Annotated in this window: 28 protein-coding genes; 5 read left to right on the top strand and 23 right to left on the bottom strand. The window is 37.5% G+C overall.

Annotated elements, in window-relative coordinates; translation table 11 throughout:
- Nucleotides 1-37: 37 nt before the first annotated feature.
- The 9 genes from ACN6NE_RS12065 to acpS form a co-directional block, all read right to left on the bottom strand.
- Complete coding sequence (locus ACN6NE_RS12065) at nucleotides 38-1048, bottom strand: PP2C family protein-serine/threonine phosphatase (RefSeq protein WP_013055008.1); 1011 nt, start codon at nucleotides 1046-1048, stop codon at nucleotides 38-40.
- A gap of 13 nt (nucleotides 1049-1061) precedes the next feature.
- Nucleotides 1062-1463 carry an anti-sigma regulatory factor gene (locus ACN6NE_RS12060; protein ID WP_013055007.1) on the bottom strand — a complete coding sequence of 134 codons (402 nt, stop codon included), beginning with the start codon at nucleotides 1461-1463 and terminating at the stop codon, nucleotides 1062-1064.
- Between the two features lie 3 nt (nucleotides 1464-1466).
- Nucleotides 1467-1823 (bottom strand): STAS domain-containing protein, encoded by a 357-nt coding sequence (locus ACN6NE_RS12055; RefSeq protein WP_013055006.1) that lies wholly within the window; start codon nucleotides 1821-1823, stop codon nucleotides 1467-1469.
- Between the two features lie 2 nt (nucleotides 1824-1825).
- Nucleotides 1826-2662, bottom strand: coding sequence for an RsbT co-antagonist protein RsbRA (locus ACN6NE_RS12050; RefSeq protein WP_013055005.1), 837 nt, complete (start codon nucleotides 2660-2662; stop codon nucleotides 1826-1828).
- Between the two features lie 155 nt (nucleotides 2663-2817).
- On the bottom strand, nucleotides 2818-3168 hold the full coding sequence (gene ndoA / locus ACN6NE_RS12045; RefSeq protein WP_013055004.1) for a type II toxin-antitoxin system endoribonuclease NdoA: 351 nt from the start codon (nucleotides 3166-3168) through the stop codon (nucleotides 2818-2820).
- Between the two features lie 4 nt (nucleotides 3169-3172).
- Nucleotides 3173-3454, bottom strand: coding sequence for a CopG family ribbon-helix-helix protein (locus tag ACN6NE_RS12040; RefSeq protein WP_013055003.1), 282 nt, complete (start codon nucleotides 3452-3454; stop codon nucleotides 3173-3175).
- Nucleotides 3455-3654: 200 nt separating this feature from the next.
- The gene (gene alr, locus ACN6NE_RS12035; RefSeq protein WP_474325370.1) at nucleotides 3655-4815 is read right to left on the bottom strand and encodes an alanine racemase; all 1161 of its coding nucleotides are present in this window, start codon (nucleotides 4813-4815) and stop codon (nucleotides 3655-3657) included.
- A 143-nt stretch (nucleotides 4816-4958) separates the two neighbouring features.
- Nucleotides 4959-6017 carry a LolA family protein gene (locus tag ACN6NE_RS12030; protein WP_129705725.1) on the bottom strand — a complete coding sequence of 353 codons (1059 nt, stop codon included), beginning with the start codon at nucleotides 6015-6017 and terminating at the stop codon, nucleotides 4959-4961.
- A 58-nt stretch (nucleotides 6018-6075) separates the two neighbouring features.
- The gene (gene acpS / locus ACN6NE_RS12025) at nucleotides 6076-6441 is read right to left on the bottom strand and encodes a holo-ACP synthase (protein ID WP_153252861.1); all 366 of its coding nucleotides are present in this window, start codon (nucleotides 6439-6441) and stop codon (nucleotides 6076-6078) included.
- A gap of 64 nt (nucleotides 6442-6505) precedes the next feature.
- Here acpS and ACN6NE_RS12020 point away from each other — a divergent pair, with 64 nt between their 5' ends.
- The gene (locus tag ACN6NE_RS12020; RefSeq protein WP_098250182.1) at nucleotides 6506-7108 is read left to right on the top strand and encodes a rhomboid family intramembrane serine protease; all 603 of its coding nucleotides are present in this window, start codon (nucleotides 6506-6508) and stop codon (nucleotides 7106-7108) included.
- A gap of 8 nt (nucleotides 7109-7116) precedes the next feature.
- Here ACN6NE_RS12020 and uvsE read toward each other — a convergent pair whose 3' ends face one another.
- The 4 genes from uvsE to ACN6NE_RS12000 form a co-directional block, all read right to left on the bottom strand.
- Nucleotides 7117-8088 carry a UV DNA damage repair endonuclease UvsE gene (gene uvsE / locus ACN6NE_RS12015; RefSeq protein WP_474325369.1) on the bottom strand — a complete coding sequence of 324 codons (972 nt, stop codon included), beginning with the start codon at nucleotides 8086-8088 and terminating at the stop codon, nucleotides 7117-7119.
- A 94-nt stretch (nucleotides 8089-8182) separates the two neighbouring features.
- On the bottom strand, nucleotides 8183-9694 hold the full coding sequence (cshA, locus tag ACN6NE_RS12010) for a degradosome RNA helicase CshA (protein ID WP_013054997.1): 1512 nt from the start codon (nucleotides 9692-9694) through the stop codon (nucleotides 8183-8185).
- Between the two features lie 196 nt (nucleotides 9695-9890).
- Nucleotides 9891-11273 (bottom strand): UDP-N-acetylmuramoyl-tripeptide--D-alanyl-D-alanine ligase, encoded by a 1383-nt coding sequence (locus tag ACN6NE_RS12005; protein WP_474325367.1) that lies wholly within the window; start codon nucleotides 11271-11273, stop codon nucleotides 9891-9893.
- A 96-nt stretch (nucleotides 11274-11369) separates the two neighbouring features.
- A complete protein-coding gene (locus ACN6NE_RS12000) occupies nucleotides 11370-12452 on the bottom strand; it encodes a D-alanine--D-alanine ligase (RefSeq protein ID WP_013054995.1) in 1083 nt (360 codons plus the stop codon).
- A 280-nt stretch (nucleotides 12453-12732) separates the two neighbouring features.
- On the opposite strand from ACN6NE_RS12000, the gene ACN6NE_RS11995 reads away from it, so the two are divergent.
- Genes ACN6NE_RS11995 through ACN6NE_RS11980 form a run of 4 tightly spaced genes read left to right on the top strand, consistent with a single transcriptional unit; the run spans nucleotide 12733 to nucleotide 15060 of the window.
- Nucleotides 12733-12876 carry a hypothetical protein gene (locus ACN6NE_RS11995; RefSeq protein WP_474325366.1) on the top strand — a complete coding sequence of 48 codons (144 nt, stop codon included), beginning with the start codon at nucleotides 12733-12735 and terminating at the stop codon, nucleotides 12874-12876.
- A gap of 15 nt (nucleotides 12877-12891) precedes the next feature.
- Nucleotides 12892-13245, top strand: a complete 354-nt coding sequence (locus ACN6NE_RS11990; protein WP_474325378.1) for an FMN-binding protein — start codon at nucleotides 12892-12894, stop codon at nucleotides 13243-13245.
- 14 nt (nucleotides 13246-13259) lie between these two features.
- Nucleotides 13260-14189, top strand: coding sequence for an FAD:protein FMN transferase (locus ACN6NE_RS11985; RefSeq protein ID WP_474325365.1), 930 nt, complete (start codon nucleotides 13260-13262; stop codon nucleotides 14187-14189).
- The gene (locus tag ACN6NE_RS11980) at nucleotides 14173-15060 is read left to right on the top strand and encodes an RnfABCDGE type electron transport complex subunit D (RefSeq protein WP_474325364.1); all 888 of its coding nucleotides are present in this window, start codon (nucleotides 14173-14175) and stop codon (nucleotides 15058-15060) included. The genes ACN6NE_RS11985 and ACN6NE_RS11980 overlap by 17 nt, the downstream gene beginning before the upstream one ends.
- 16 nt (nucleotides 15061-15076) lie before the next feature.
- On the opposite strand, the gene ACN6NE_RS11975 is transcribed toward ACN6NE_RS11980, so the two are convergent.
- The 10 genes from ACN6NE_RS11975 to mscL form a co-directional block, all read right to left on the bottom strand.
- A complete protein-coding gene (locus ACN6NE_RS11975; RefSeq protein WP_474325363.1) occupies nucleotides 15077-16174 on the bottom strand; it encodes a sensor histidine kinase in 1098 nt (365 codons plus the stop codon).
- A 130-nt stretch (nucleotides 16175-16304) separates the two neighbouring features.
- Entirely contained in the window at nucleotides 16305-16982 is a 678-nt protein-coding gene (locus tag ACN6NE_RS11970) for a response regulator transcription factor (RefSeq protein ID WP_129705719.1), read from the bottom strand.
- A gap of 145 nt (nucleotides 16983-17127) precedes the next feature.
- Complete coding sequence (locus tag ACN6NE_RS11965; protein WP_474325362.1) at nucleotides 17128-18240, bottom strand: acyltransferase; 1113 nt, start codon at nucleotides 18238-18240, stop codon at nucleotides 17128-17130.
- A gap of 218 nt (nucleotides 18241-18458) precedes the next feature.
- A complete protein-coding gene (locus ACN6NE_RS11960; protein WP_474325361.1) occupies nucleotides 18459-19532 on the bottom strand; it encodes an ABC transporter substrate-binding protein in 1074 nt (357 codons plus the stop codon).
- Nucleotides 19529-20335, bottom strand: coding sequence for an ABC transporter permease (locus ACN6NE_RS11955; RefSeq protein WP_061860280.1), 807 nt, complete (start codon nucleotides 20333-20335; stop codon nucleotides 19529-19531). The genes ACN6NE_RS11960 and ACN6NE_RS11955 overlap by 4 nt, the downstream gene beginning before the upstream one ends.
- Before the next feature lies 1 nt (nucleotide 20336).
- Nucleotides 20337-21137, bottom strand: a complete 801-nt coding sequence (locus ACN6NE_RS11950) for an ABC transporter permease (RefSeq protein WP_013054987.1) — start codon at nucleotides 21135-21137, stop codon at nucleotides 20337-20339.
- Complete coding sequence (locus ACN6NE_RS11945) at nucleotides 21127-22236, bottom strand: ABC transporter ATP-binding protein (protein WP_025601794.1); 1110 nt, start codon at nucleotides 22234-22236, stop codon at nucleotides 21127-21129. Before ACN6NE_RS11945 ends, ACN6NE_RS11950 begins: the two co-directional genes overlap by 11 nt.
- A 20-nt stretch (nucleotides 22237-22256) precedes the next feature.
- On the bottom strand, nucleotides 22257-22799 hold the full coding sequence (locus tag ACN6NE_RS11940) for a helix-turn-helix domain-containing protein (protein ID WP_013054985.1): 543 nt from the start codon (nucleotides 22797-22799) through the stop codon (nucleotides 22257-22259).
- Nucleotides 22800-22994: 195 nt separating this feature from the next.
- Nucleotides 22995-25064 (bottom strand): LTA synthase family protein, encoded by a 2070-nt coding sequence (locus ACN6NE_RS11935; protein WP_129705710.1) that lies wholly within the window; start codon nucleotides 25062-25064, stop codon nucleotides 22995-22997.
- A 195-nt stretch (nucleotides 25065-25259) separates the two neighbouring features.
- The gene (gene mscL / locus ACN6NE_RS11930) at nucleotides 25260-25655 is read right to left on the bottom strand and encodes a large conductance mechanosensitive channel protein MscL (RefSeq protein WP_192998209.1); all 396 of its coding nucleotides are present in this window, start codon (nucleotides 25653-25655) and stop codon (nucleotides 25260-25262) included.
- Between the last annotated feature and the right edge of the window lie 144 nt (nucleotides 25656-25799).

The following is a 25799-nucleotide window of genomic DNA, read 5'->3' as shown; positions in this document are numbered from 1 at the left end:
TTTTGTGCTATCTTTTCTATACCCTTATTTAGAATACTTAAACTAAACTCTTCAAAATAATCAATGTAAAGTCATCCCTCAATTGAAAATGCTGTAATTTTTCCAGCTCTTTATATACAGATTCTACAATTTCTTGAGGAGACAAATGCATGTATTTTCGAATTAATTTTATGATGTCCAATCTTTCAATAAATCCTTCTTCAGTTCTGCATTCTGTTACGCCATCTGTTAACAGAACAATCATATCGCCTTTTGAAAGCTGCTGCTCGTACTGAAGATATTTCACATGGCGATCGACTCCTAGCACGAGTCCTTTTGCTTCCAAATCTTCAAATGAATCAGCTTTGGCATCATAATAAAAACCTGGTTCATGCCCTGCAGATGCATAATCAAATAAGTTTGTCTCGGGATTATAGCTTCCGTAGAACATCGTAATAAACATACTTGGATCTACGTTTCGCTCCACAATATTATTCAAGTTCTCTAATACATAACTTGGATTTTTTCTTGAGTCCGGTAAGCTGTCCATTGCATACTTGATCATAGACATACACATTGCAGCTGGAATTCCTTTTCCGATCACATCGGCAATGGCAATACTTAACCCACCGTGCTCTTCTTCTACAAAGTGAAAATAATCTCCGTTCATCTGTTTAGCCGGTACACTAATCGCACCAATTTCTAAAGTTGAACTAGCCGGAACCTTTGTCCCCAACAGCGTCTGCTGGACGTTAGCGGCAACTTCAATTTCAGAACGAAGTTCCCGCTGCTTATTTTTTAATGTTTGATGCTCACGAAGAGCAAGACCGTAGCTAATCATTACCTCAAGTAAAAAGTCCAGAGAATGCAGCACTTTTTCTGGAATATCAGAATAAATTTCTTCAATCACTTCTTTATGAATGCTCACAATATCTTCTGGCGATATTTCATTCTCTAAAGATTTTCTACTTAGTTTTTGTCCTTGATACAAAATTTGTTCATTTTGTGTTTGGATATAGTTCCCCAAAATATCTTTGTATAAATCTCTCATCTCTTTATCAAAAGACATTATCTATTTCCTCCTACCGGAGCCACTTAACTGCTTTAATCTCAGTACCTTCTCCGACATTTGTTTCGATGTCAAACTCATCCATCAATCGTTTTACCCCAGGAAGCCCAGCTCCTAGTCCACCCGATGTTGAGTATCCGTCTTCCATTACTTTGCGAACGTCGGGGATACCTGGCCCTTCATCTGTTGCTACGACAAGAAGACCGTTTTTTCCTCCACGATTTAATTTCTCAATATAGATTTGACCCTTACCCGCATATAGGTAAATATTACGAGCTAATTCAGAAATGGCGGTTGTAATACGAGCTTGGTCAACTGTTCCAAACCCTAGCTCTTTCGACACATTTCTACCTAATTGGCGTGCCGCTACGATGTCCCATTCTGTTACGATTTTTACGCTGGATTGGAATTCCATATACTAATCCCCCAATTCCGATTGGAGTTTCTCAAGACCTTTTTCTAAATCGAGTGCAGTAAGAACATCATTTAGGCCAATCCCTAACTCAACAAGTGTAATCGCTACTGCAGGCTGGATACCTGTTAATACTACTCTAGCCCCCATCAAATTAGACATGCTAACCACGTCACCTAACACTTTTGCGATGAATGAATCGATCATATCAATTGAAGTTAAATCGATTACCACTCCTTTTGCTCCAGTTTGATGAATTTTACTTAGCAAATCTTCTTGGAATTGAATAGCCGTTTGATCATCCAGCTCCCATTGAATGGATACCAATAAATAGTCGTACAATTTCAAAATGGGTATTCTCACGTTTATTCCTCCGATTCTATATCAACTATTTTCCGCTCAGTCATTTCTAACGCAAACTCTACGCCTTTTTTTAATGAGTTTTTCGTAATAATTTCGTTTAAGTTAATACCTAAGTTCACAATAGTCTGAGCAATTTCCGGACGAATTCCTACTAACAAACACTTGGCTCCAACCAAACGTACGGCTTCAGCAGCTTGAATGATATGATGGGCAACCATCGTATCCACTACTGGTACTCCGGTAATATCTATTAATACGACCTCTGATCGGTGCTTTACGACACCTTGCAGTAAGTTTTCCATAATTTTCTTTGCGCGATCAGTGTCAATTGTTCCTACAAGCGGCATTACTGTAATTTTATCAAATACCGGTATTAATGGAGCAGACAATTCTTGAAGTGCAACTTTTTGCAACATAACTGTATTTTCCCACGAGTTGGAGTATTGTTCTACTATTTTGTTATAAATAGGGCTTAACCACTTGTCAAACCGATAGAATAATTCAGAATGAGTTTGGTCAGCCTTTACATGTTCACTGTTTACATACCCTTCAACCACTACGTGACCCAAGTTACGTACACCCTGTGTCAAATAAGCAAGAGGCCATCCTAAACTCACAACTCGTCCTACTACTTCCTCTAGTTCCTCTGCAAAATTTTCCTGATCACGGAATGCTTTTGCCAAAAGTAAATTTACAAAATCAGAGCTTACATTTACGTACACTTGCTCGGATACAATGTTTTTAATCCGCTCTGTTTCCACATCATTCATTAACACTAGCCATCGATCAAAAATTTCTGATTTATGATTTTGTATATAATTGAATAAATCTTGATTCATGAGGTCCTCCTTGTGAGTCAATACACTCATTTATATCTATATATATTATCATTTTTAAAACGTTTCTTATTACAATATACGTTTACTGATTATTCCTAGTCAAATTAAAAAAGTTGCTCATAAAGGAGCAACTTAGCATAAATGGAAGTATAATTCTAAAAGTCGATAAGTCCTACACTGATTTGCAAGGCTTCATCCACTCTGTCCATCATTTCATCATCTAAATGGGTAATCTTGTCTGTTAGCCTCTGTTTATCAATAGTACGAATTTGTTCTAGTAAAATAACTGAATCTCGCTCAAATCCATAGCGCTTTGCATCAATTTCAACATGCGTAGGTAACTTTGCCTTTTGAATTTGAGCAGTGATCGCAGCTACAATAACAGTTGGGCTAAAACGATTGCCTATATCATTTTGAATGACAAGTACAGGGCGAACGCCTCCTTGTTCTGAGCCAACAACAGGAGATAGGTCAGCAAAATAAACGTCGCCACGTTTGACTACCAAGTCATTACCCCCCGCTTACTAAACGATCCACAGTATGATCAGCTTCATACTCTGCTAGAAAAGCCTCGGAAGCAATATTTAAGTTTATCTTTGCCATCTCCATATATCCACGTCTCATTGATTCGCGAATATGGCGTTTTTTCCGCTCACGAAGGTACAATTTTGTTGCTTGGTGAATAAAATCACTTCGGTTGCCATTTTCTTGTTTAACCATAAGATCGAGCTCCGATACTAAATTTTTCGGTAATCTTACTAGGATTTCTGTAGTTGCGCTCGCTTCAGACACAAACATACACCTCCAACATCAATACACACACCAATAGTCTCATCTTTCCTTATCATAACATTGATTAGCTTTAATGGAAAGTTAATTCTGTCAATTTCTACACTATTATCGTCAATTGATACCCTCTTTTATGCATGGAAGTTATTATTTTATTGTCTTTTGTTCGCAGACTTTTTATGTTGACTCAGGAAGATGTATATTCAGCGCAAGATATAATTATTAACATCAATATGCTGCAAATCTCTTGTATAAACCCTCGGAACCCTTGCTGCAATCATGCAAGGGATTTCATAATTAATTGTTTCAAGATGATTCGCTACTTCATCAATTGTAATTTCAGCACCTTTTTGTTTTCCAATAAATGTGACTTTTGTACCCATTTTATACATTTTAGGTAATTTAATCATCAATTGATCCATGCAGATTCTACCAACAATTGGCACTTTAACTCCATCTACTAATACTTCAAAATTACTTAATTTACGAATCCAGCCGTCTGCGTATCCTACTGGAATAGTAGCAATCCATTCATCTTCTTTAGCTTCATAAGTAGCTCCGTAACTGATATGACTCCCTTTTTTGACTTTTTTAACATGCACAATACGGCTGTGCAGCGAAAAAGCTTGTTTTAACGGAATTGGCAAGACTTCTTTTAATTCCTCAGAAGGACTCAAGCCATACATAGAGATACCTAAGCGTACGCCATTAAAGATATCTTTCGGACGACGAAGCAAGGCTGCGCTATTTGCACAGTGAATCATCGGAGGTGTAAAATTATATTCTTTCACAATTCGAACCATTTCTTCAAAGAATGTGTATTGTTCTTCAAAATAAGACGAGTTTAGCTCGTCTGCTGTTGCAAAGTGTGTAAACACTCCATCCAGCACGAATCCCGAATGAGAAGCGATGATCTTCATCGTTTCGTGTAATTCTTCTTTTGTTCTAACTCCCAAGCGACCCATGCCTGTATCTATTTTTAAATGCATATGCAGCTGACTGTTTTCATCTAGAATGGACGCCGCCTCTTCAATCCAAGCTGTGCTATAAGCAGTGACCGTTACATCCCACTCCAATGCAGTTTGAATGTGTAGGGTAGGCACGGCGCCTAATACTAAAATGGATTCCTTTATTCCTTTTTTCCGAAGAGCAATAGCTTCATCCAAAAAAGCTACAGCTAGCATATCAGCACCAGCTTGAAGCGCAATCTTTGCTACTTCTTTATCTCCATGCCCGTACGCATTCGCCTTCACTACGGCCATTAACGTTTTATGCCCCGGTATCAGTTCTCTTACATGATTCACATTTTGAAAAATGGCTTCTACATCAATTTCTGCCCATGTTTCTCTATAAAATGCATCCATTACTACGACACTTCCTTTTTTCAGAACCATTCTAAACGTACTTTCCTCTGTTAGTATAATACATCTATAGCTAAACTTCATCTCGATCTTTATTCAAATTAAGCAAGAACAAGCCTACATATATGCAGGCTTGTAAGCTTCTCTTATTTTCCCATCTGACTTTGTACAGATCTAGCAACTGTACTCAATTCATCTGGTGTTAGCTGATCAGAAGCCAGCATAAAGTCTACTCCATTATATGTCCAAGATAGACTTTTATCGGTCAAAGCTCCCACAGTAAAACCTAAATCAAATGGCTCTCCGGCAGTAACTGTAGATGTTGCTGTTTTAGCTACTTGCGCTTTTTCTTGTACAAGCGTAAACGGCTTTTCTCCTTTGTACATTAAAACGACTCTCTCGCCATTTTCCGTCTCAATTTTCTTTTCCTTGGACAGCTTTGTACCTTTTGGAACATCTTTAGGATAAAGGACGCTAAATGATTTTTGCTGAGCTAATGTCGGAACGTCAATCTTTGCACTTGTCATGTTTCTTTTTGTATCAAAAGCCCCTTTATCAAACTTAGAATCGAATTTGACCTTAGAGAAATCAACTTTTATTAACACTTTATTATCCGTATCCATAATTTTAACCGAAACAGGCGCTAAATCACTTTTGTTCAGCGTAATTTCTTGTTTAGGAAGCATCGTGCTATTTTGATAGTTGGTTTTTGTTTCAAAAATATAATGCTTATCCGTTGATTTAAAACTTGCCTTTTCATCCTTCATAATATCTTGGACAAGGGATTCATACAAATAAGCTTGACTGCTATTTTGCGGCCAGTCACTTTGAAAACGAAAGCTTTTATTTAAAGCAGGCGTTAAAACAAAAACTCCTTCATCATTACGCAAAATCATTTGGCTTTGATCTTTCTTTGTATTTTTCAAATTCACTCGATAATACATAGGCTTACTATGCCAAATCTCCACATCGTATACTTGAGCATCTTTCCCTGTATTCAATGTCATCTTAGCATCTGATTTATACCCCGCCATTTCTTGTACCTTGGCATCCAATGCATCTGTTACATCCTGCTGACTTTTTTCACCGCATGCTGATAAGGCTAAGAGAAAAAAGGCGCAAACAAATAAGCCAATCCATTTTTTATGCATTTCCCCAACTCCTTTATTTCGTATATTCACAGCTAAACGGAGAAGCAAGAACATATCTTGTCTCCCCTATCCACACTATGAATATATGAACAAGAAATAGTGAATATGCAGACTAGCTTGACAAGCGTTCAATAATTACTTGAGCAATCGCATAGTGCGCACTGTGGGAAATAGATACGTGTACGGACGCGTCCAGTGGTTGTTTTGTAACAATGTGGGGTTTTCCTCTTTCATCATTCACGATTTCGATATCTTGGAAGCTAAAATCTTTTCCTATTCCTGTTCCAAGGGCTTTCGAATATGCTTCCTTCACAGCAAATCTTCCTGCTAAAAATTCGACCTTACGTCGGCTTGATAGCTTTTCATAGCGTTCTTTTTCATTTTTTGTTAAAATCCGAGTAATAAAAGCGCTTTGACGCTGCACCATTTTTTCAATCCGCTCTAACTCTGTAATATCAATTCCAGTTCCTATAATCATTTTCATTTAATCCTCTCTTACAGAATAGTATATAAAAATGCCTTTATAAAAAGGAGTGACAAATATGTTCGTACGCACAGAAAATGCAGCTGAATTTAAACGTTTTTATCCTGTTACCTTCACGCTTATCTGCATCCACATTGCGCTATGGTTACTTGCCGCTCTTCCCTCACACCTTGCAGAATCTTTTATACATCAGCTTATTGGTGTGAATAGCTTAATTTCTCAAGGAGACTACTGGCGACTTTTCACACCTATCTTTTTGCATCTAAGCTTTTCACACCTTCTTTTCAACTCATTTTCCTTGTTCTTGTTAGGGCCAGGTGCTGAGCGTATTCTTTCTTCTTATAAGTTTCTTCTATTCTACCTTACGTGTGGATTGCTTGGAAATATCGTTACATTTCTAATCCAATCTTCTTTCTACAGCCATGTGGGTGCATCCGGTGCCATTTTCGGGCTGCTCGGGTTTTACCTCTACCTTGTAATAAAACAAAAGCATATGCTTTCTAAAAGTAACCAGCAAATCATTGTCGTCTTTTTAATTATTGGATTACTTTCAGGTCTGCTAACGCCAGGAACCAACAACACAGCTCATTTCGTTGGAGGTATTGCTGGATTTCTTCTCGCTTTTCTTGCGTTCAAACAGAAAAACAAGCCACAGATATGAGGCCTGCTTTAAGATTTAATATAAAAAGTGGATGAGTTAATAAATTCCACATCTTCATAAGACTTGAAGTCTCTTACTAACTGAAAGAGCGCTTCATCTTTTTTCTTAGCTTCAATCATGCAATCAATTTGTGGTATCGTTCCATTTACTTCTTTTAAAAAGCTGTAAAACCCATTAACATCGATATAATCCGCATGGGCTCTAAATTCTTTATCACTTTTAGGACTGGATATATGCATTTTTAAAGGCAGCGTTTCATGTTCCCATGTTCTAACGATACGGTCCCAATGCTCTTGCCATGAAGTTTCATCGTTGTTTGCCTGATGATGATGAAGATCAAAAATGATTGGGACATTTAGTTTTTCACATAAATATAAGACGTCCTTTATATGAAAGGTTGTATCGTCGTTTTCTAACATAATCATTTGCTGAAGGGATTGAGGTACAAGCCCCCAATTATGAATAAACTGCTCCAGTGCTTTTTCTTTATCATTATAAGCTCCTCCAACATGTAAAACACAGCGATTTTGAAGCGGAATATCCATTCCTTTCAGCAACTTTTGATGCATGCGAAGAGTTTGGATAGAATGCTTAAAAACCTCTTTATCCGTTGAGTTTAAAACAACAAAATGATCCGGGTGAAAATCTACTCTCATTGGATGTTCCTTCAAAAATACAGAAATACGCTGAAGAGCATCCTTTAAAGGAGCTATATAGTTCCACTCTTTTAGGGCCTCATGGTTAGCTAATGGAATTAACTTAGAACTGAATCGAAAAAACTCAATTTCACTCCACGCATTATGTTTTAATAACCGTAAGCAGTTTTCTAAGTTGGATATTGCAATGCGTTCGAGCTTGCGAATGGCCGCTTCATGGTCTTTCACACGCTGAAATTGTGCAAAAGTCATTGTTTGAGAAGGAGAACTATTTTCCAAATGAACGCTCATCGCCACATAACCTAACCGAACAATGGTCGACATCAGTGAACACCTCATTTTATTTTACTCATAGTGTGCACCAATAAAATAGCAATTAACACATAAAAAAACGAGCCTGTTAAGGCTCGTTTTTATTTTACGCTTTGCTGCGAGAATCTTTACGATTACTGCTGCTATTACGATTTCTATTATCACTGCCGTTGCTTCCACCGCGACGCTTGTCACCAAAACGCTTTGAGTTTCCACGACGATTTTGCTGTGAGTAGTTTTTAGAGTTAGAACGTGAACGACCTCCGCCATTTCCACGTTTGTTTTTATCACCTTTTGCAATTACCGGTGGTTCAGCAGTTAATTGAATTGGTGATTCGTTTGGTTCTTTTGTAAATAATTTGATTGCTGCTGCCACTAATGAAACTGAATCGTGCTCTTCAAGTAACTCTTCTGCCAACTGTTTGTAGTAAGATAAGTTGCCTTGTGTCACAGATTCTGTTAATTTGTCAGCTGCAATACGCTGTTGACCTTCCATTGCTTCATCAAGCGTTGGAGGAGTAAGACGCTCCATTTTACGTTTTGTTGTACGCTCAATATTGTGTAACTGTCCAGTTTCTCTTGGCGTTACAAATGTCATAGCAGCACCCATTTTACCAGCACGTCCTGTACGTCCGATACGGTGTACATAGCTCTCTGGATCTTGAGGGATATCAAAGTTGTATACATGAGTAACACCAGAAATATCAAGTCCGCGTGCAGCTACGTCCGTCGCAACTAATACATCAATAGAACCTTCTTTAAATTGACGTAGTACAGATAGACGTTTCGATTGCGTCAAGTCACCATGGATACCTTGTGCAGAATAACCACGCATATTTAATGCTTCTGATAACTCATCAACACGGCGCTTTGTACGACCAAAGATGATAGCTAATTCAGGTGATTGCATATCTAAAAGACGAGTAAGGATATCAAATTTACGCTTTTCTTGTACTTCTAAATAATACTGCGTAATGTTTGGCATCGTTACTTCTTTTGCTTTTACTTTTACCACTTTTGGTTCGTTCATGAATTTTTCAGCAATGCGACGGATTGGAGTAGGCATTGTTGCTGAGAATAAAAGTGTTTGGTGGTTCTCAGGTACGTTTGATAAGATTTTTTCAATGTCTTCGATGAATCCCATGTTTAACATTTCATCTGCTTCATCTAAAATAACTGTATGAACATCTTGTAGACGAAGTGTACGACGATTAATATGATCTAGCATACGTCCTGGTGTTCCTACGATGATATGAGGGTGCTTTTTCAATGCACGAATTTGACGACTGATATCTTGACCACCGTAAATTGATAGCACGCGTACGCGCTTTGTTTGACCAATTTTGTAAAGTTCTTCAGATACCTGTACAGCAAGTTCACGAGTAGGAGCAATAATTAACCCTTGAATTGCATCTACGTTTACATCAACTTTTTCGATAAGAGGAATACCAAATGCCGCTGTTTTCCCTGTTCCTGTTTGTGCTTGTCCGATCAAATCGTGACCTTCTAGTGCTAATGGGATAGTTTCTGATTGAATTGGTGTTGCTTCTTCAAAACCCATTTTACTCACAGCTTTATTAAGCTGTTGACTTAATCCTAAATCTTGAAATAATGCCAAGTTTTTCAAACTCCTTTTATATTTAGACTATCTATATTTTACAAAAAAAAGCATTCTCCGAGGAAACGGAAAATGCTCTAAACGACTACTTCAATAAATTCAACGTTTAGAGTATAAGCGCCTCAAGACACTCAGACTACATCATAACACTATGGCTTTCCGTTTGCAATAGAGCTTACTTATACTCTTTTTAATATCACGGTAATTTATGCATCATTTTTGAGATAACTTCCTCAAGCTTCATCCCTCGAGATGCTTTCACTAAAACCACATCTTCTCTTGTTGTAATCGCTGTTAATTTTTTAACAAGCTCATCTTTCTCCTCAAAGTGCATTACCTTATCTTCTGCAAAATTATTTTTTGCTCCTTGCTCAATTTCAACAGATAAGGGGCCGTATGTTAGAACATAATCAATTTTTTCTGCTTGAATAAACTCTCCCACTTCTTTGTGGAACTCTTTTTCCTGATCGCCTAATTCAAGCATATCGCCGAGAACAAGAATTTTTTGCTTATAGCCTTCTAAATCATGCATCAACGTGATAGCAGCTTTAACAGACGTTGGGCTTGCGTTATATGCGTCATTAATGAAGGTCAGGCCATCTGTTCGTTTCACGAGCTCCATACGCATATTGGTTAGCTTTAATTCTTTTAATCCCTTAGCGATTGTTTCATTGTCTAGTCCAAAATAATGACCTACCGCAATAGCAGAAAGCGCATTGTGAACATTATGTTTACCTAATACCGGGATAAAGAACGAATATGTTGTTTCACGTGAAACAGTGAATGTTGTGCCTAACTCTTCAGCTGAAATAGCACTTGGATACAAATCGTTTTGTTCTGAGCTGCCAAATGTCACCGTTTCAAATACTGGATTAACTACGCGTGATGTTAAAAGTGGCTCATCACCATTATAGACAAGCTGACCTGTTGGCGCTAAGCCGCTTGTAATTTCTAATTTTGCCTCCGCAATTCCATCACGGCTTCCTAAGTCTTGGAGGTGCGATTCTCCGATATTTGTAATAATGGCCACATCAGGCTCCGCTAAATTAGAAAGAAACTCAATTTCCCCTCGGCTGCTCATGCCCATTTCTAAAACTGCAATATCATGAGTTTCATCTAAACGCAAAATAGTAAGCGGCATGCCAATATGATTATTAAAGTTTCCATCTGTTTTCAGAACACGGTAAGTTGTATCGAGCACAGCTTTCACCATGTCTTTTGCCGTTGTTTTTCCGTTACTTCCTGTAATGCCCACTACTTTAATATCCAATTCGTGACGATAGGATTTCGCTAATTGCTGAAGAGCTTCTAGCGTATCATCGACTAAAATAACACTAATGTCTGTCGGTAGATTTTCTTCATCTTTGTTCCACAATGTAGCGACCGCTCCGTTTTCAATTGCTTTATGAACAAATGCATGCCCGTTAAAGCGTTCCCCTTTAATTGGGATATATAAATTACCTTGCTGAATGGTTCTCGTATCAATTGAGACTCCCTCAATTACAGCTGCTTCGTTCCCGCTATGAAATACACTTCCTGGAATCATTGTAGCTAGCTGTTTAAGCGTACGTTTAATCATTGTTGGTTTGCTCCTCTCGATATAAAGTAAACTATGGATAACATTAATTGAAACTAAACACAGAAACACTATTCATGATGAATAGTGTTGTGTGAATTACATTGTGTGTTTAATTTGCTGCTTTTCGGTATGACGTTCAATTGCTAGTGATACAAGTTTTTCGATTAAATCTGGATATTCAACACCTGCGTGTTTCCACAATAACGGGAACATACTGAAAGGTGTAAAACCAGGCATCGTATTCACTTCATTAATAATGAATTTACCTTCTGATGTTAAGAAGAAATCTGCACGTACAAGACCAGATCCATCAATTGCTTTAAATGCTTTGATTGCTAGTGCTGACATTTCTTGGTGCTGTTCTTCTGTAATTTCAGCTGGAATAATAAGACCTGTATCGCCGTCTTCATATTTGGCTTTGTAATCGTAAAACGCTTTTTTAGGTAAGATTTCTCCAACTACTGAACAAGCTGCTTCATCATTCCCTAACACACCAATTTCAACTTCACGACCAACTGCTGCTGCTTCTACAATGATTTTCCGATCGAATAAGAAAGCTTCAACAAATGCCGCTTCTAGCTCTTCGCGGTTATCACATTTGCTAATCCCAACGCTTGAACCTAAGTTTGCCGGTTTAACAAAGCAAGGGTATCCAAGTGTTTCTACTTTTTCATAAGCAGCCGTTCGATCTGCTTCCCACTCGCGGCGGATAAATGATACGTACTCTACTTGAGGGAGACCTGCCTGTGCAAACAGCTGCTTCATTACAACTTTATCCATACCAGCTGCTGAAGCTAATACACCGTTTCCAACATAAGGGATATTTAGTAATTCTAATAATCCTTGTACCGTACCATCTTCTCCATTTGGACCATGAAGAAGTGGGAAAATAACATCTAGCTGATCATCTGTTTTTGAATCTGTTAATGCAAACATTTCCGTATTCAATGAAACTGGTGAAATAGCAGTTCCGTTATCTTGAATTTCTAATTGAGCAACTGTTTCAAGCGGACCAGTCAGCTGTGTGCCGCGAATCCACTTTCCTGTTTCTGTAATGTAAATTGGATGCACTTCATATTTATCGTGATTAATTGCTTTTGAAACTGCTAGAGCTGTTTGTAAAGATACTTTATGTTCAGCGGATTTTCCTCCGTATAAAAGGCCAAGCTTAATTTTCACTGATGTTCCTCCTAACACATATTCATCTTTTCTATTTTATCATGCACGTTTAGATAGTAAACAGAAATATTAACTATTATTACGTATGTCAAAATAGCTAGGCTTGTGAAAGAAATTCCATCGCCTACCTTTATTATTTAGAATCATCTTTTCCTTTGGCTCATTTATTTTTGAAAAAACTTTCTTGATTTTAAATCTTTTTTAAAAGTTTATTTATGCTAAAGACAACTATCAATAATCGAAACTATAGTTCTGGTACAAATCAGGAGGTTCAACAAACATGAATAAAATGGGAAAGAAGATGATTGCTGCATGCAGCGTAGCCATTGGAAGTATTTATGCAACTGGTTATATAAACACTCTATCTGATGCACAAGCTGTTCAAGTCACACCGGCTCATCATCAGAAGAAAACGACGGATTAGACAGACAATCAAACGATTGTCAATGACAGCTGGGGAGAAGATATTGCTTCCTCTCATAAGAAACAGTCATCAGCGAGTGCCGAAAGTTCTGCTCCTAAAACAAAATACAAAGATGGAACGTATTCTGGCCAAGGAAGCAACCGTATCGGAACCGTCTACGTATCCGTGACCATTAAAAACGACCGAATTGATACAGTTGAAATTACAGAAGCGGACACTCACTATTCTCAAAGTTACATTGAGGACCTTCCGTCTCAAGTCGTACAAAGACAAAGCTCAGACGTCGACGTCGTGAGCGGAGCAACACTTAGTACAGAAGATTTTCAAAATGCCGTGGATGACGCACTTCAGCAAGCAATGAATGCATAAAGGAGAAACGAACGATGTCCATAAAAACGTATAGCCGCTCTGTATTATGTATGGGAACAACCGTGTCACTTCAAGTAATTGCTCCGCAATCAGAAGAAGCAAATGTCCTTCACCATATTTCAAAGGCATTTACTATTTTTAAAACCGTTGAAACGACGTGCAGTCGATTTGATGCAAAAAGCGAAGTTATGAAACTAATTAGACATGTCAAAGAACCCGTTTCTGTCAGTCCTCTCTTATTTGAAGCACTTCATTTCACTGTCCTAGTAGCAAATGAAACAAATGGAATCTTTGACCCAACGGTAGGAAAACAATTAGAAAACCACGGTTTTAACGAACACTACCTATATGGAAAGCCCGTACAAGTGGACGAAGCAGTCGATTCTGGAAGTTATAAAGATATCGTATTGGATACACATAAAAAAACGGTTTGTTTACAAAAACCGATGATTATAGATCTTGGAGCGGTCGCCAAAGGGTTGGCGATTGATTTGGCTGCCCGCTCCCTTCCTTATCAGCATTTTATGATTAATGCAGGAGGAGACATCCTAGTTAAAGGACGCAATCAACACGGAGAGTTATGGAAAGTTGGGATTCAGCACCCTGGGATTCAAACGCAGTCATTACTGACTTTACGTGTAACAGATACGGCTGTCTGCACATCAGGAAATTATGCTAGAAAAAATAAGACGCAACCATCCATGCATCATTTGGTTAATCCCTTATCTCCATCCACTCGAAGCAGTCTAATGAGTTGTACAGCTATTGCTCCTTCTGCCATGCTGGCCGATGCATTATCTACGTCAGCTTTTATTTTAGGAGCGGAAAAAGGAGTAAATTTATTGAATGATGCCGACATAGGCGGCGTACTCTTCGATTCTAGTTTCACTCCTTTTTTTACATCAGATATGGAGGAATTAATGAATTATGACCACACGTTCTGAACGAAGAAGCGGCGTTAAATATATTAGTACACCAAAAGGTTATATTATTGTAGATGAAAACAAACCAAAAGAAATAAGTCCTTGGGCGCAGCTAGTTAAAACACCTAAAAGATACGTGATGGCTATGCTGCTGCTGTTAACCTTATTAGGTGAATTCAACTCTTCTGCCTTTCAAGGATTAGGACACCTACTGCTTGCCGGATGCTCAACGGCCGCCTTAGATTTAGGATTTTCTTTTGCTTATAAAAGGAAAATTCAGCTTCCTGACGGCGGAATTATTACTGGATTAATTATTGCCTTAGTGCTCAGCACATCTACACCGGCTTGGGTCACATTTTGCACTGTAGCTGTTGCGATTTTATCGAAGCACTTAGTAAAAGTAAAAAAGAAGCCTATTTTTAACCCTGCCGCTTTTGGTCTTCTCTTTTCACTTATTGTCTTTTCAAGCGGCCAAAGCTGGTGGGGAAGCTTACCTTTACTACCCGTATGGCTCATTGTATTCGTGTTTGTGACGGGGTACCTTGTGACGAGCAAAGTAAATAAATTCCCTCAAGTATTTGCTTTTTTGGACGTGTATTTTGCTATTTTTACGCTTATGTCATTAATAGGAGTAGGCGATGTAGCGGATGCTTTACGAGCTCCTTTTGTTAATTCCGCTTTATTTTTAGCCTTCTTCATGGTGACGGATCCACCAACTTCTCCTGCCAAGTATAAAGACCAAATAAAATTTGGACTGCTTGCGGGGGCGATTAGCGCCGTAGATTACTTAGCTTTTGGCGGCCTTGCCTATTTATTAATTGGCCTGTTAATCGCTAATGCATGGAAAGCGTGGAAGACTGCCAACAAAAAAGTGATAAAAAAAGCTGCCTGATGATAGGCAGCTTTTTTCATAGCGGAATTTTCACATGAAATTCCGTGCCCACGTTTTTTTGGCTAAAAACCTTAATTTCTCCGTCATGAGCTTGTACAATCCATTTGGCAATCGCGAGACCTAAACCTGACCCTCCTTCGGCACGTGCTCGGCTCTTATCACTTCGATAAAAGCGATCAAACACGTATGGAAGGTCTTTCGCTTCAATTCCAACGCCTGTGTCCCTAACGATTAACGTCATAGAGTGATGATGTTTCTTTAGACTGATGTGAATGCTTTCTCTAGATGAGGTGTATTTAAAAGCGTTATCTAATAAAATCATACATAGCTGATGAAGTCGTTCTCGATCTCCTCCGCACATTAACGATTCAATTTCCCTTGTGAAGTGCAGCTCCTTTAGTTCAAATATGGGCTCAAATTGATTAGCTACTTTATCAACCAGCTCGCCCATATTAAAGACCGTTTTATTTAGCAGCTGTGCACTTGAATCAGATCTAGCCAGTGTTAGTAAGTTACCCACCAGCTTCGTCATCCACTTCACTTCGTTTAAGCTTTGATAAATATTTTCGCTTTCTTGCTCAATAGTATGATTTGGTCGTCTAAACAATAGCTCGAGATGCGTTTGCATCACGGAAAGAGGCGTTCTCAACTCATGGGAAGCATCTGCAATAAATTCGACCTGTTTGTTCCACGACTTTTGTATAGGTACAAGCGCTCGATTAGCTAAAAACAAGCCAGCTACAAGCGAAAGAAGCAGTCCAATAAACGCTGAAATGATAAGAAGAAAAGCAAGGCGCTCTAAGGTTTGAGTTTCTGGATCTACGTTTAAGACAAGTTGAATCGTTGAAACGTCTTGGTCTTTTATATACCCTTCGTTTTTCACATTCATCACTCGATAAGCATGACCGTTTACCTCTTGCGACGTTTGGGCTTTTCCTTCTGAGAGCGCAGGCTTAAAGTCGTCAATATCGTTTGTATATAACCCTTTTTTAGGTGTGATTTTGATTAGTTTTTTATCACTGCTCCAACGTAAAAACGCAACCCGTCTTTCTGTTTCTCTCTCATTGTTTTCCTGGATTTCATGTAAGTTTCTTTTTTTTACTTGCTCCCTCATCTCACTTAACCGATTGTCTGGATTTTAAAAAACAACATGCTGCATATAAACATATAAAACTAAACTAAAAATGCTCAAAATAACCATCAGCACGATTGTGTTAAATAACACAAGTCTGATTCTCGTCTTTTTAAACATGCTCTTCCCCTTTTAACATAAAGCGTACGCCTCTCACTGTACGTACATAACCGTCACAATTAAAAGGCTGAAGCTTCTTTCTTAAATGGTGAACATAGACATCTATTACACCCACTCCTACGTCAGATGTAAACCCCCATACCCGATTAAAAATTTGATCTCGAATAAGGATTTGTTCTTTATTTCGAATAAAGTATTCCAAAAGCTGAAATTCTTTAATCGTTAACGTTAGGGCACTCCCATTTATCATAACTTCATGATTGGCTTCTCGTATCGAAATGGGGCCATATGAAATCATGCCTTCTTCTGCCTGCAAGTCTCTGAGCATCACCCTTAACCTTGCAAAAAGTTCAGCCATGGCAAAAGGCTTAACCAAATAATCATCAGCTCCATAATCGAGCCCTTTCACTCGATCTGCTACACTATCTTTTGCAGTAAGAAAAATAACTTTCGTCAGCACCTTTTGTTTTCTTAGCTTTTTTAGTATGTCAAGCTCTGTCATACCCGGCAGCATAATATCTAAAATCAAGGCATCATAAATATTCTGCTCTGCTAAAAACAAACCTTCATCTCCTTCAGACACACAATCAACTTCATATCCTTCTTCTTTTAAGCCTTCTATGATACCGTGTAATAATGAAGCATCATCTTCTACCACAAGTACACGCATATCAAATTCCCCCTTTTGTGAGTACCTAAGTAAGCATTATCTTAGCATGTCACTTTTAAAAATATTTTAAAACCAGCGTGTTCTCATCTCTTATACTTTATAAAAAAAGTTATGCCTGCAAGCAGACATAACTTTTAACTAAACGCTATTTATGATCAGGACGTCGGTAAATGAACACCGCTTCTTTTGGCAGTTTACCAAACAAAAAGCTAGCAAACGGTAAAAGACGATGACATCCCCAAATGATGAGGTAACAGCCCGCTAATGTTAAAATATAGCGTGCCAAGATTTCAACGTGAAACATGTAGTTGCCTTGTATTGGTACTGCTTTTGCCACAAAGTTTAAAACCATTGGGTGAATCAAGTAAAATCCAAACGAGTACATGGCAATATTTTTAACAACCGTCACGGACTTTACAGAAAGCTTTTCAGCTAATATCTCTGCAATTCGGAAGAAGAAATAACTTCCAGCGACCAAATAAAGCGTATTAACAGCCTCATACGTAAAGCCTGAAATGTGGATTGTCTTCATTGTGTATAAGTGATAATTTAACAGTGAAATAGCTATTCCCGATCCGAGCGTCACTAGAAATAATATAATATTCGAACGACTGTACTTTTTATCCACTTGCTCGCGATAATAAATGCCAATCCAACCGCCGAGTAAAAACGTAGCCATTGTATTTAAAAATAAATTAAATGAAGTGATATGATACGTATTGTTAAGCATTAAATAACCAAGCTGACTGATAATGCCAAACAGCCACATGTATTTTTTAAAAATGGTTACTTTTTGTGCTAGCCATACAAAAACCGGCAGCACGAGATAAACCTGTACAATTAAAAAGATAAAATGAAGCTGATAGTAGGACTCTCCGCGTAAAATACGTTTCACAATATCAGCTGCATTTAATTCTGTTGCTCCTACATAGTACGAATAAAATTCATAAATAAGTGCCCAAATAATATAGGGAACCAAAATATATGTCACTCTTCGAGCATAATACGATTTCCATAAAGTCTTTGTTAAAGGCTTGTTAATATAACTATAAAAGAAAACCAAACCTGTGATCACAATAAAGATCCCTGCTTCAATTCGAACAATTCGGTTAAGAAAATGATATTTCTGATAAGCTTCGCTTGCAAATGGCAGTACCGTTCCATATGCTGCTGTTACATGTACGAGCACAACCATCATCATAGCGAATAATCGTAAAAAATAAATGGATTGAATATGCTGCTTTTGTTTTTGCTTCACTTTTTCTCTCCTATATAATGTGAAATATAAATTCTAGATGAATAATAGAACATTCAATTTTTTCTTATCTTTCCCGTTTTACAAATAAAAAAGCTAATAACATAAAATAAATGTTATTAGCTTTACTCGTTTGTATTTTATCTTTCCTCTTGCTATCACGCAACTGAATTTACAAAAACAATAAAGAACTTAAATACAAAGACCTAATTAAATACCTTTTATTTACGGTGCATTTTAAATTCTAAAAATAATTCGTTGTAATAAGCAAGCATTCGTTTGCCTAAGTTATTATATACTTCAAGCTTATTGGTTAGTTCTTCATCCGGATAAAACCGTTCATCTTCCGCTACTTCTTTCGGCAAATAATCTAATGCTTGTTTATTAGGCGTAGAATATCCTACATAGTCCGCATTTTGAGCAGCGTGTTTAGGATCTAGCATAAAGTTCATAAATTTATGTGCGCCTTCTACGTTTTTAGCCGTTTTGGGAATAACCATGTTATCAAACCATAAATTCGAACCTTCTTCTGGAACAACGTAATTCAGCTTATCGTTTTCACTCATAATTTCAGAAGCATCACCTGACCAAACAACGCCAATTGCCGCTTCTTCATTTGCTAGGAGCATCTTAATCTCGTCTCCTACAATGGCTTTGACATTTGGTGTTAATGTATCAAGCTTTCTTTTTGCTTCCTGAAGATGGGCTTTATTCGTATCATTTAATGAATAATTTAAGCTGTTTAGCCCCATTCCCATCACTTCTCTAGCGCCATCTGCAAGTAAAATTTGATTTTTCAGCTTAGGATCCCATAAATCATTCCAGCTTTTTATCTTCTTACCATGAATCATATCAGAGTTATACACAATACCCACAGTTCCCCAAAAATAAGGAATAGAGTACTTATTGCCAGGATCAAAGGATAAGTCTAAAAAACGCGAATTAATGTATTTTAAATTAGGCAGCTTCGAATGATCAATTGGCAATAGTAAATTTTCTTCACGCATCTTGCTAATCGCGTACTCAGAAGGCATAGCAATATCAAATGTCGTACCGCCTTGTTCAATTTTGGTCATCATTGCTTCATTTGAATCAAAGGTCTGATAAATAACTTTAATTCCGGTTTCTTTTTCAAACTGATTCACTAAATCAGGATCAATATAATCTCCCCAATTATAGACCGTCAGCGTATCTCCTCCAGAATATCCTTCGGCATTGTTCAAATGATGAACCACATACATAAGAACGAAAGAAAGGATGACGATGAAGATAAACGGCTTTGCTAATTGCTTCATTTTCCAGTCGCCACCCCTTTCACTTTATTGCTATATCGCTGACTGATAAAGTAATAACCAATTACAATCAGCACGGTAAACATGAAAATAAGAGTAGAAAGAGCATTGATTTTTAGCGAGACCCCTCTTCTTGCTAACGAATAAATTTCTACTGAAAGCGTGGAAAAACCGTTCCCCGTCACAAAGAACGTAACCGCAAAGTCATCCAAAGAGTAAGTTAAAGCCATAAAAAAGCCTGCAAAGATACCCGGACGAATAAATGGCAATACCACTTTCGAAAGTACTTCAAAGCGGCTTGCACCCAAATCACGGGCTGCATCGAGCAGTGTCGGACTCATTTCCTGCAGCTTAGGCAGAACCATGATGACCACAATCGGTACACTGAATGCAATATGCGCTAATAATACCGATATAAATCCGAGCTTTACACCGATAATGGTAAATAAAATTAAAAAAGATGCGCCAATAATAACATCTGGACTCACAATTAACACATTATTAAATGTTAGCAGCGTATTTTGAACACGTCTCCGCTTCACGTATACGATAGCAAGTGCCCCTATCACGCCAATAATAGTTGAAATAACCGAAGACAATAGAGCAATAATAAGGGTATCCAAGACAATAATAAGCAAACGTGTGTCTTGAAACACTTCTTTGTACCAATCTAACGTAAACCCTTCAAATTCACGCATGTTTCCTCCGCTGTTAAAAGAGTAATACATTAAATAAAAAATGGGCGCGTATAAAATGAAAAATACAAAAAATAAATAAAGGTGGCTGAACTTCCACTTTCTCTTCATTTTACACACCTCTCTTTCCAGTGCCTGTTATGAGCATCATAACGGCCATCGCAATAATTAAAAAGACGGCTATTGTGGCGCCCATGCCCCAATCCTGCGTCACTAAAAAATGTTGTTCAATAGCTGTCCCCAGTGTAATGACGCGGTTTCCAGCAATTAGACGCGTAATCATAAAGAGTGATAGTGCTGGAATAAAAACAGCCTGACAACCTGATTTAACCCCTTCTAGCGTTAGCGGAAATACCACGCGCTTAAATGTCACCCATGAAGATGCCCCCAAGTCTCGCGAAGCGTAAATAAGCGAGGGATTAAGTTCTTCTAAAGAGTTAAAGATCGGCAAAATCATAAAGGGGATAAAAATATACACCGATACAAATACAAAACTAAAGTCAGTAAATAAAATTTGATGAGTACCAAGTCCCAGAAATTCAGTAAACTTATTAACTGTACCATACGTTCCAAATATACCTAAAAAAGCATAAGCTTTTAATAATAGGTTAATCCACGTCGGTAAAATAATCAGTAGAAGCCAAAGCTGCTTGTGCTTAAGCTTCGTTAGTAAATAAGCTGTAGGATAAGAAAAAACCAAGGAAAATAACGTAATTAAAAAGGCATACCAAAATGAACTCAGCGTCATCTGTAAATAAACTGGGGTAAAAAATTTCTTATAATTTTCAAGCGTCAGCTCATTATCGATGCTGAAAAAAGAATAATAGACAACTAATACAATGGGAGCAACTACAAAAAGCAAAATCCACAACACGTACGGAACTAAGTAAATATTTCTTGATTTAGTTTGCATCGTAATCCTCTTCATAACCTTCGAGTCTCTTATCGAATTCTTCTTCCGTTTCATTAAATCGCATAACATGAATAGCTTCAGGTTCAAAATATAAACCAATTTCTTCGCCAACCGTTGCCTTTTTCGTAGAGTGAACGAGCCACTCATTCCCTGCATGGTCATAGCCTAAAATTTCATAATGGACTCCTCTGAACAGCTGTGAATCTACACGAACCTGCAGCTTTCCTTGATCGGAGCTTGTAATGGCTAAATCTTCAGGGCGAATGACAATTTCAACCTGCTCATTTTGGTTTAATCCTTGATCGACACATTCAAATTGCTGGCCGCCAAACTCCACTAAAAAGTCAGCAATCATTTTACCTGGTACAATATTTGATTCACCAATAAAATCGGCAACAAAACGATTAATTGGCTCATCATAAATATCTGTAGGTTCCCCGCTCTGCTGAATTCTTCCTTTATTCAAAACAAAGATTTCATCGGACATCGCAAGCGCTTCTTCTTGATCGTGCGTAACAAAAATGAACGTAATACCTAGACGACGCTGTAATTCTCTTAACTCGTATTGCATTTCCGTACGCAATTTTAGATCAAGAGCTGAAAGCGGCTCGTCCAGCAAAATGACTTCGGGCTGGTTTACAATTGCTCGTGCAATTGCTACGCGCTGTCTTTGGCCGCCCGACATTTCCTTTATTTCTCTGTTTTCATATCCTTCTAAGTTAACAAAACGAAGGGCTTCTTTAACTTTTATTGTAATATCAGCATTTTTCATCTTCTTGATTCGAAGACCAAATGCTACATTTTCAAATACATTTAAATGGGGGAAAAGCGCGTAGTCTTGAAAAACCGTATTAACTTGACGTTTGTTAGCTGGGACATCATTAATTCTTTTCCCATTAAAATAAATCGTTCCGCTTGAGGCTTCCGTAAAGCCTGCAATTAATCGTAAAATCGTTGTCTTTCCACATCCCGATGGACCTAAGAGAGTATAAAACTTCCCTTTTTCAATTTCAAAGCTTACATGATCCAATACAACTGAATCATTATCATATTGCTTGGTCACATTTTCAAATTGAATAATTGTATTCGTAGATGTCATTTCACTTCACCTCTTTTGTTCTATAAATAAGACTCTGTCGCCACGATAATTAACTCTGTTATTCCGTCATGAGCATTTAAAATCTGATGTTCTTCAGAAGCTTGAAAATAGATGGTTTCTCCTTGTTTGGCTTCATATATTCTGCCTCCAAGCTTCACCTTCACACACCCGCGCAAAATGTAGCCAAACGTTTCTGAAAGGGAAGGCTCAAATCTCTTAAATGCACCTTTTTCATGAAGAATAAGACGAATTGGCTCCATTTCTTTTTCATTTGATTCATGTACAAGCCACTGAATATGGTAACCTTTTTCATCTTCGCAATAACTTGTGTAGTCTTCCTCTCTGTATACAACCTTTTGAACATGCGTATCAATTTCGAAGAATTCTTTCGGTTCGCACCCTAGCACTTCTAAAATACTAAAAAACGTTTCTAAAGACGGCGAACTTAAATCCCGCTCTAGCTGCGAAATATAGCCTTTGCTTAAATCAGTACGTTCTCCTAGCTCTTCTTGTGTTAAACCTTTTTTTAATCGTAAATTTTTAATTTTCTTTCCTATTTCCATACTCTCGATCCTCAACTGTATTTAAAATTAGCAAACAGCATGAATGATTGTTCATGCTGTTTCAAACTCAAGTTTTGTTTTACTTAACTTAAAGTTTACTTTTAACCTTAAAATATTATACATGAATTATTTTTTAGTACAACCTTAAACACTTAAAAAATAAAAACTCCTTTTATTTAAAAGGAGTTTTTATTTTTATTTATACAACTTATGCGTTTCGTACTGTTTCCCGGATAATGTATCAAACTCAACTTCATGGTAATCTTGAAGGTCTTTTGCAGCTTTTTTAGAGAGCGCTGCCGGATCATCCACTAGCTTTCCTTTTGAATCTATATACATATTTGAACGAAAAGCCGGCACTTCTGTTTTCATTTGATTCAACTGATCGTAGAACAGATTACTTTTGTAACCAAGAGATTGAACAAGCGTCGGAGCAATATAAATAGGACTCATCGTACCGAGATTTTTATCTATTTTCGTATCGTAATTAGATAAAAATAAGAGCGGCGTCTCATAAAATTTTTGAGATGTTTGCTGCGTTTTCTCGTTTCCAAAACCAGTTTCTTTGTAAGCTTGAAGGTTTTGTCCAAGTGCTGGCAAATGATCTCCCCAAAATACTACAACGGTCGGCTCGTCCAGCTTTTGAATTTCATCGTTCAATCGTTTTAAAGCAGCATCTGAACGTTTAATTCCTTCAGCATAAATTTCAATTTCCTTTTGCATTTCCGGTGATAACCCTTTACCGGTTACTTTAATGGTTTCCTGACCATTATACTTATCCGCTGAATAAGGAAGATGATTTGCAATCGTTACAGCATGCACAAACGCAGGCTTTTTCGACTGCTTAAGCGTATCGAGTACTTCATCAACTACCGCTTCATCGGAAACAAATTCTTTGTTATCTTTTTGCGTATGCTTCATTTGATCAATAAACTTCACTTGATCAAATCCCAAATTTGGATACACATTTTGCCTCATATAAAGCATACCGCTGTTTGGATGCATAGCTGTTGTAGCATAGCCTTGTTTTTCTAAATAAGAAACAAAAGACGGATATTCTTTTTTACTTAATACATGCTGATAAGGAAGGCCTCCAGGGTTAAAGAAAGACAAAGAGTAGCTCGTCAGCGCTTCAAACTCCACATTAGCTGTCTCCCCGCCAAATGAAGGGCTTAAAGACCACCCAGAAGGATATTTCTTTTGAAGTTCTCTTGTATTTTTCATTGGATCTTCAGAGAACGTCACGTTAAGCTTTGTTGGGTCCCAAAACGTTTCGTTCATCACAAACACGACGTTTGGTTTGACTTCAGCCTTGCTTTCTTGTGTTTTCTCTTCCTTTGACTGAATGCGCTTTGCCACTTTGGCCATTACTTCTTGTGAGTAGTCATCCGGCTCTTGCAGCACATCTGTTTTAACATTTGAAATCATGCCAATAACAGGTCCATTATAGTAATAATTATTTTGCTGATTCCAAGGCATCAGCGCAGCATATTGATCATAATATTTTTGAGCAAACGAGTGTTCAAAGAATAAAAATGATTTCATTAAAAAGATGAGCGGCAGAATCATAATAATTCGAAGAAACCATTGAATTTTAATTTTCGGCAAGAAAAACCAAAGAGCGATCAGTACGACAATAGATCCAATGACTCCTATTACAATAGGAATTGAAATCGAATCTTTAATCATCGGAATAACTTCTTTTAACTGACTGGCCTGTATAAAATCGTTCGGGAACAATGGTTCATTTCGAAAGATTTTTTTATAATAGTTTACAAGAGCTAAAATAAAATACAGAACAAAGGTAATCCCAGCCCCTAAATAAGCTTCCCCTACTAGCATAATGATCGCTAGTGTTAACAGCGAAAGTAAAAATACCGTAAAAAGATAGCGTTCGGGATATGCTTGCATCCACTCTATTGTTTTGCCTGGATTATGTATATCAATATGATATATAACAAAAACCATAGCAGAAACGGCTGCTACCGCAATTGAAAACACAATTGCCGTAAAAATGGCATACCACTGCGAACCTTGTATTCTCTCTATCTGATTAAATCGAAGTAGCAAATAGAAAGTGAACGCCCATAAGACAAGTGAGCATCCCCCTATTAATACTACGAACTCAGCTGTATGGATTTGGGCCCAGTCAAACAACATTTTTGTGTCATTTGATACATTAAACATAACAACACTGTATAAAAAAACGCTAAGCAGGCCATACGCTGCCAGCATTGGCAAAGAACGATACAAATGTTTAAACATAACCTTAAGCCTCCTATTTACAATATCTTAACACTTTTAATATGATTTTAACATTCCTATCTCTCTCGCTTTCACGCCTAATTTTCCCATGATTATACCACTAACATTCCCCGAGAAATTTCACACGAAAAAAGCCCACTTTTCTTATGAAAAGACGGGCCTCTTAGCCGTTTGATACGTATGTAAAAATTGCTGTTATGAACGCTCTTTCACTGCTTCTGCTTTTAGCAGATCACGAATTTCTGTTAAAATCTCTTCTTCTTTTGACAGAACAGCCACTTCTTCCTCTACTTTCTCTTCTTCTTTTCTCTTAAAACGATTAAAGAAACGAACAAATAAGAAAATCGAGAATGCGACAATTAAGAAATCAACAATTGTTTGAATAAAAGATCCATATAATACCGTAGCATCTCCAACCGTGAAGGATAAATCTTTAAAGTCTATCCCTGCTAACAACAAACCAATCAGCGGCATAATAATATCATTTACAAGAGACGTTACAATTTTCCCAAATGCCGCTCCAATAATAACACCGACAGCTAAATCCAATACATTTCCTCGCAAAGCAAACTCTTTAAATTCTTTAAGCATCTGTTTCTTCCACCTCCTGCCCTTCATTTCAAACTTTCATGATAATACATCCTAAATTAAACATACAAGGTGCATTTTCACTTTTCTCTTTTTCATGAGATATGTACCAGACCTTTAGTTGTATTTCTGCCCAGATTTTTACTT

This window comes from Priestia sp. 53B2 (assembly GCF_056099005.1).
Note: the sequence above shows the minus strand (reverse complement) of the source record. Positions and strands in the feature narration are given on the sequence as shown.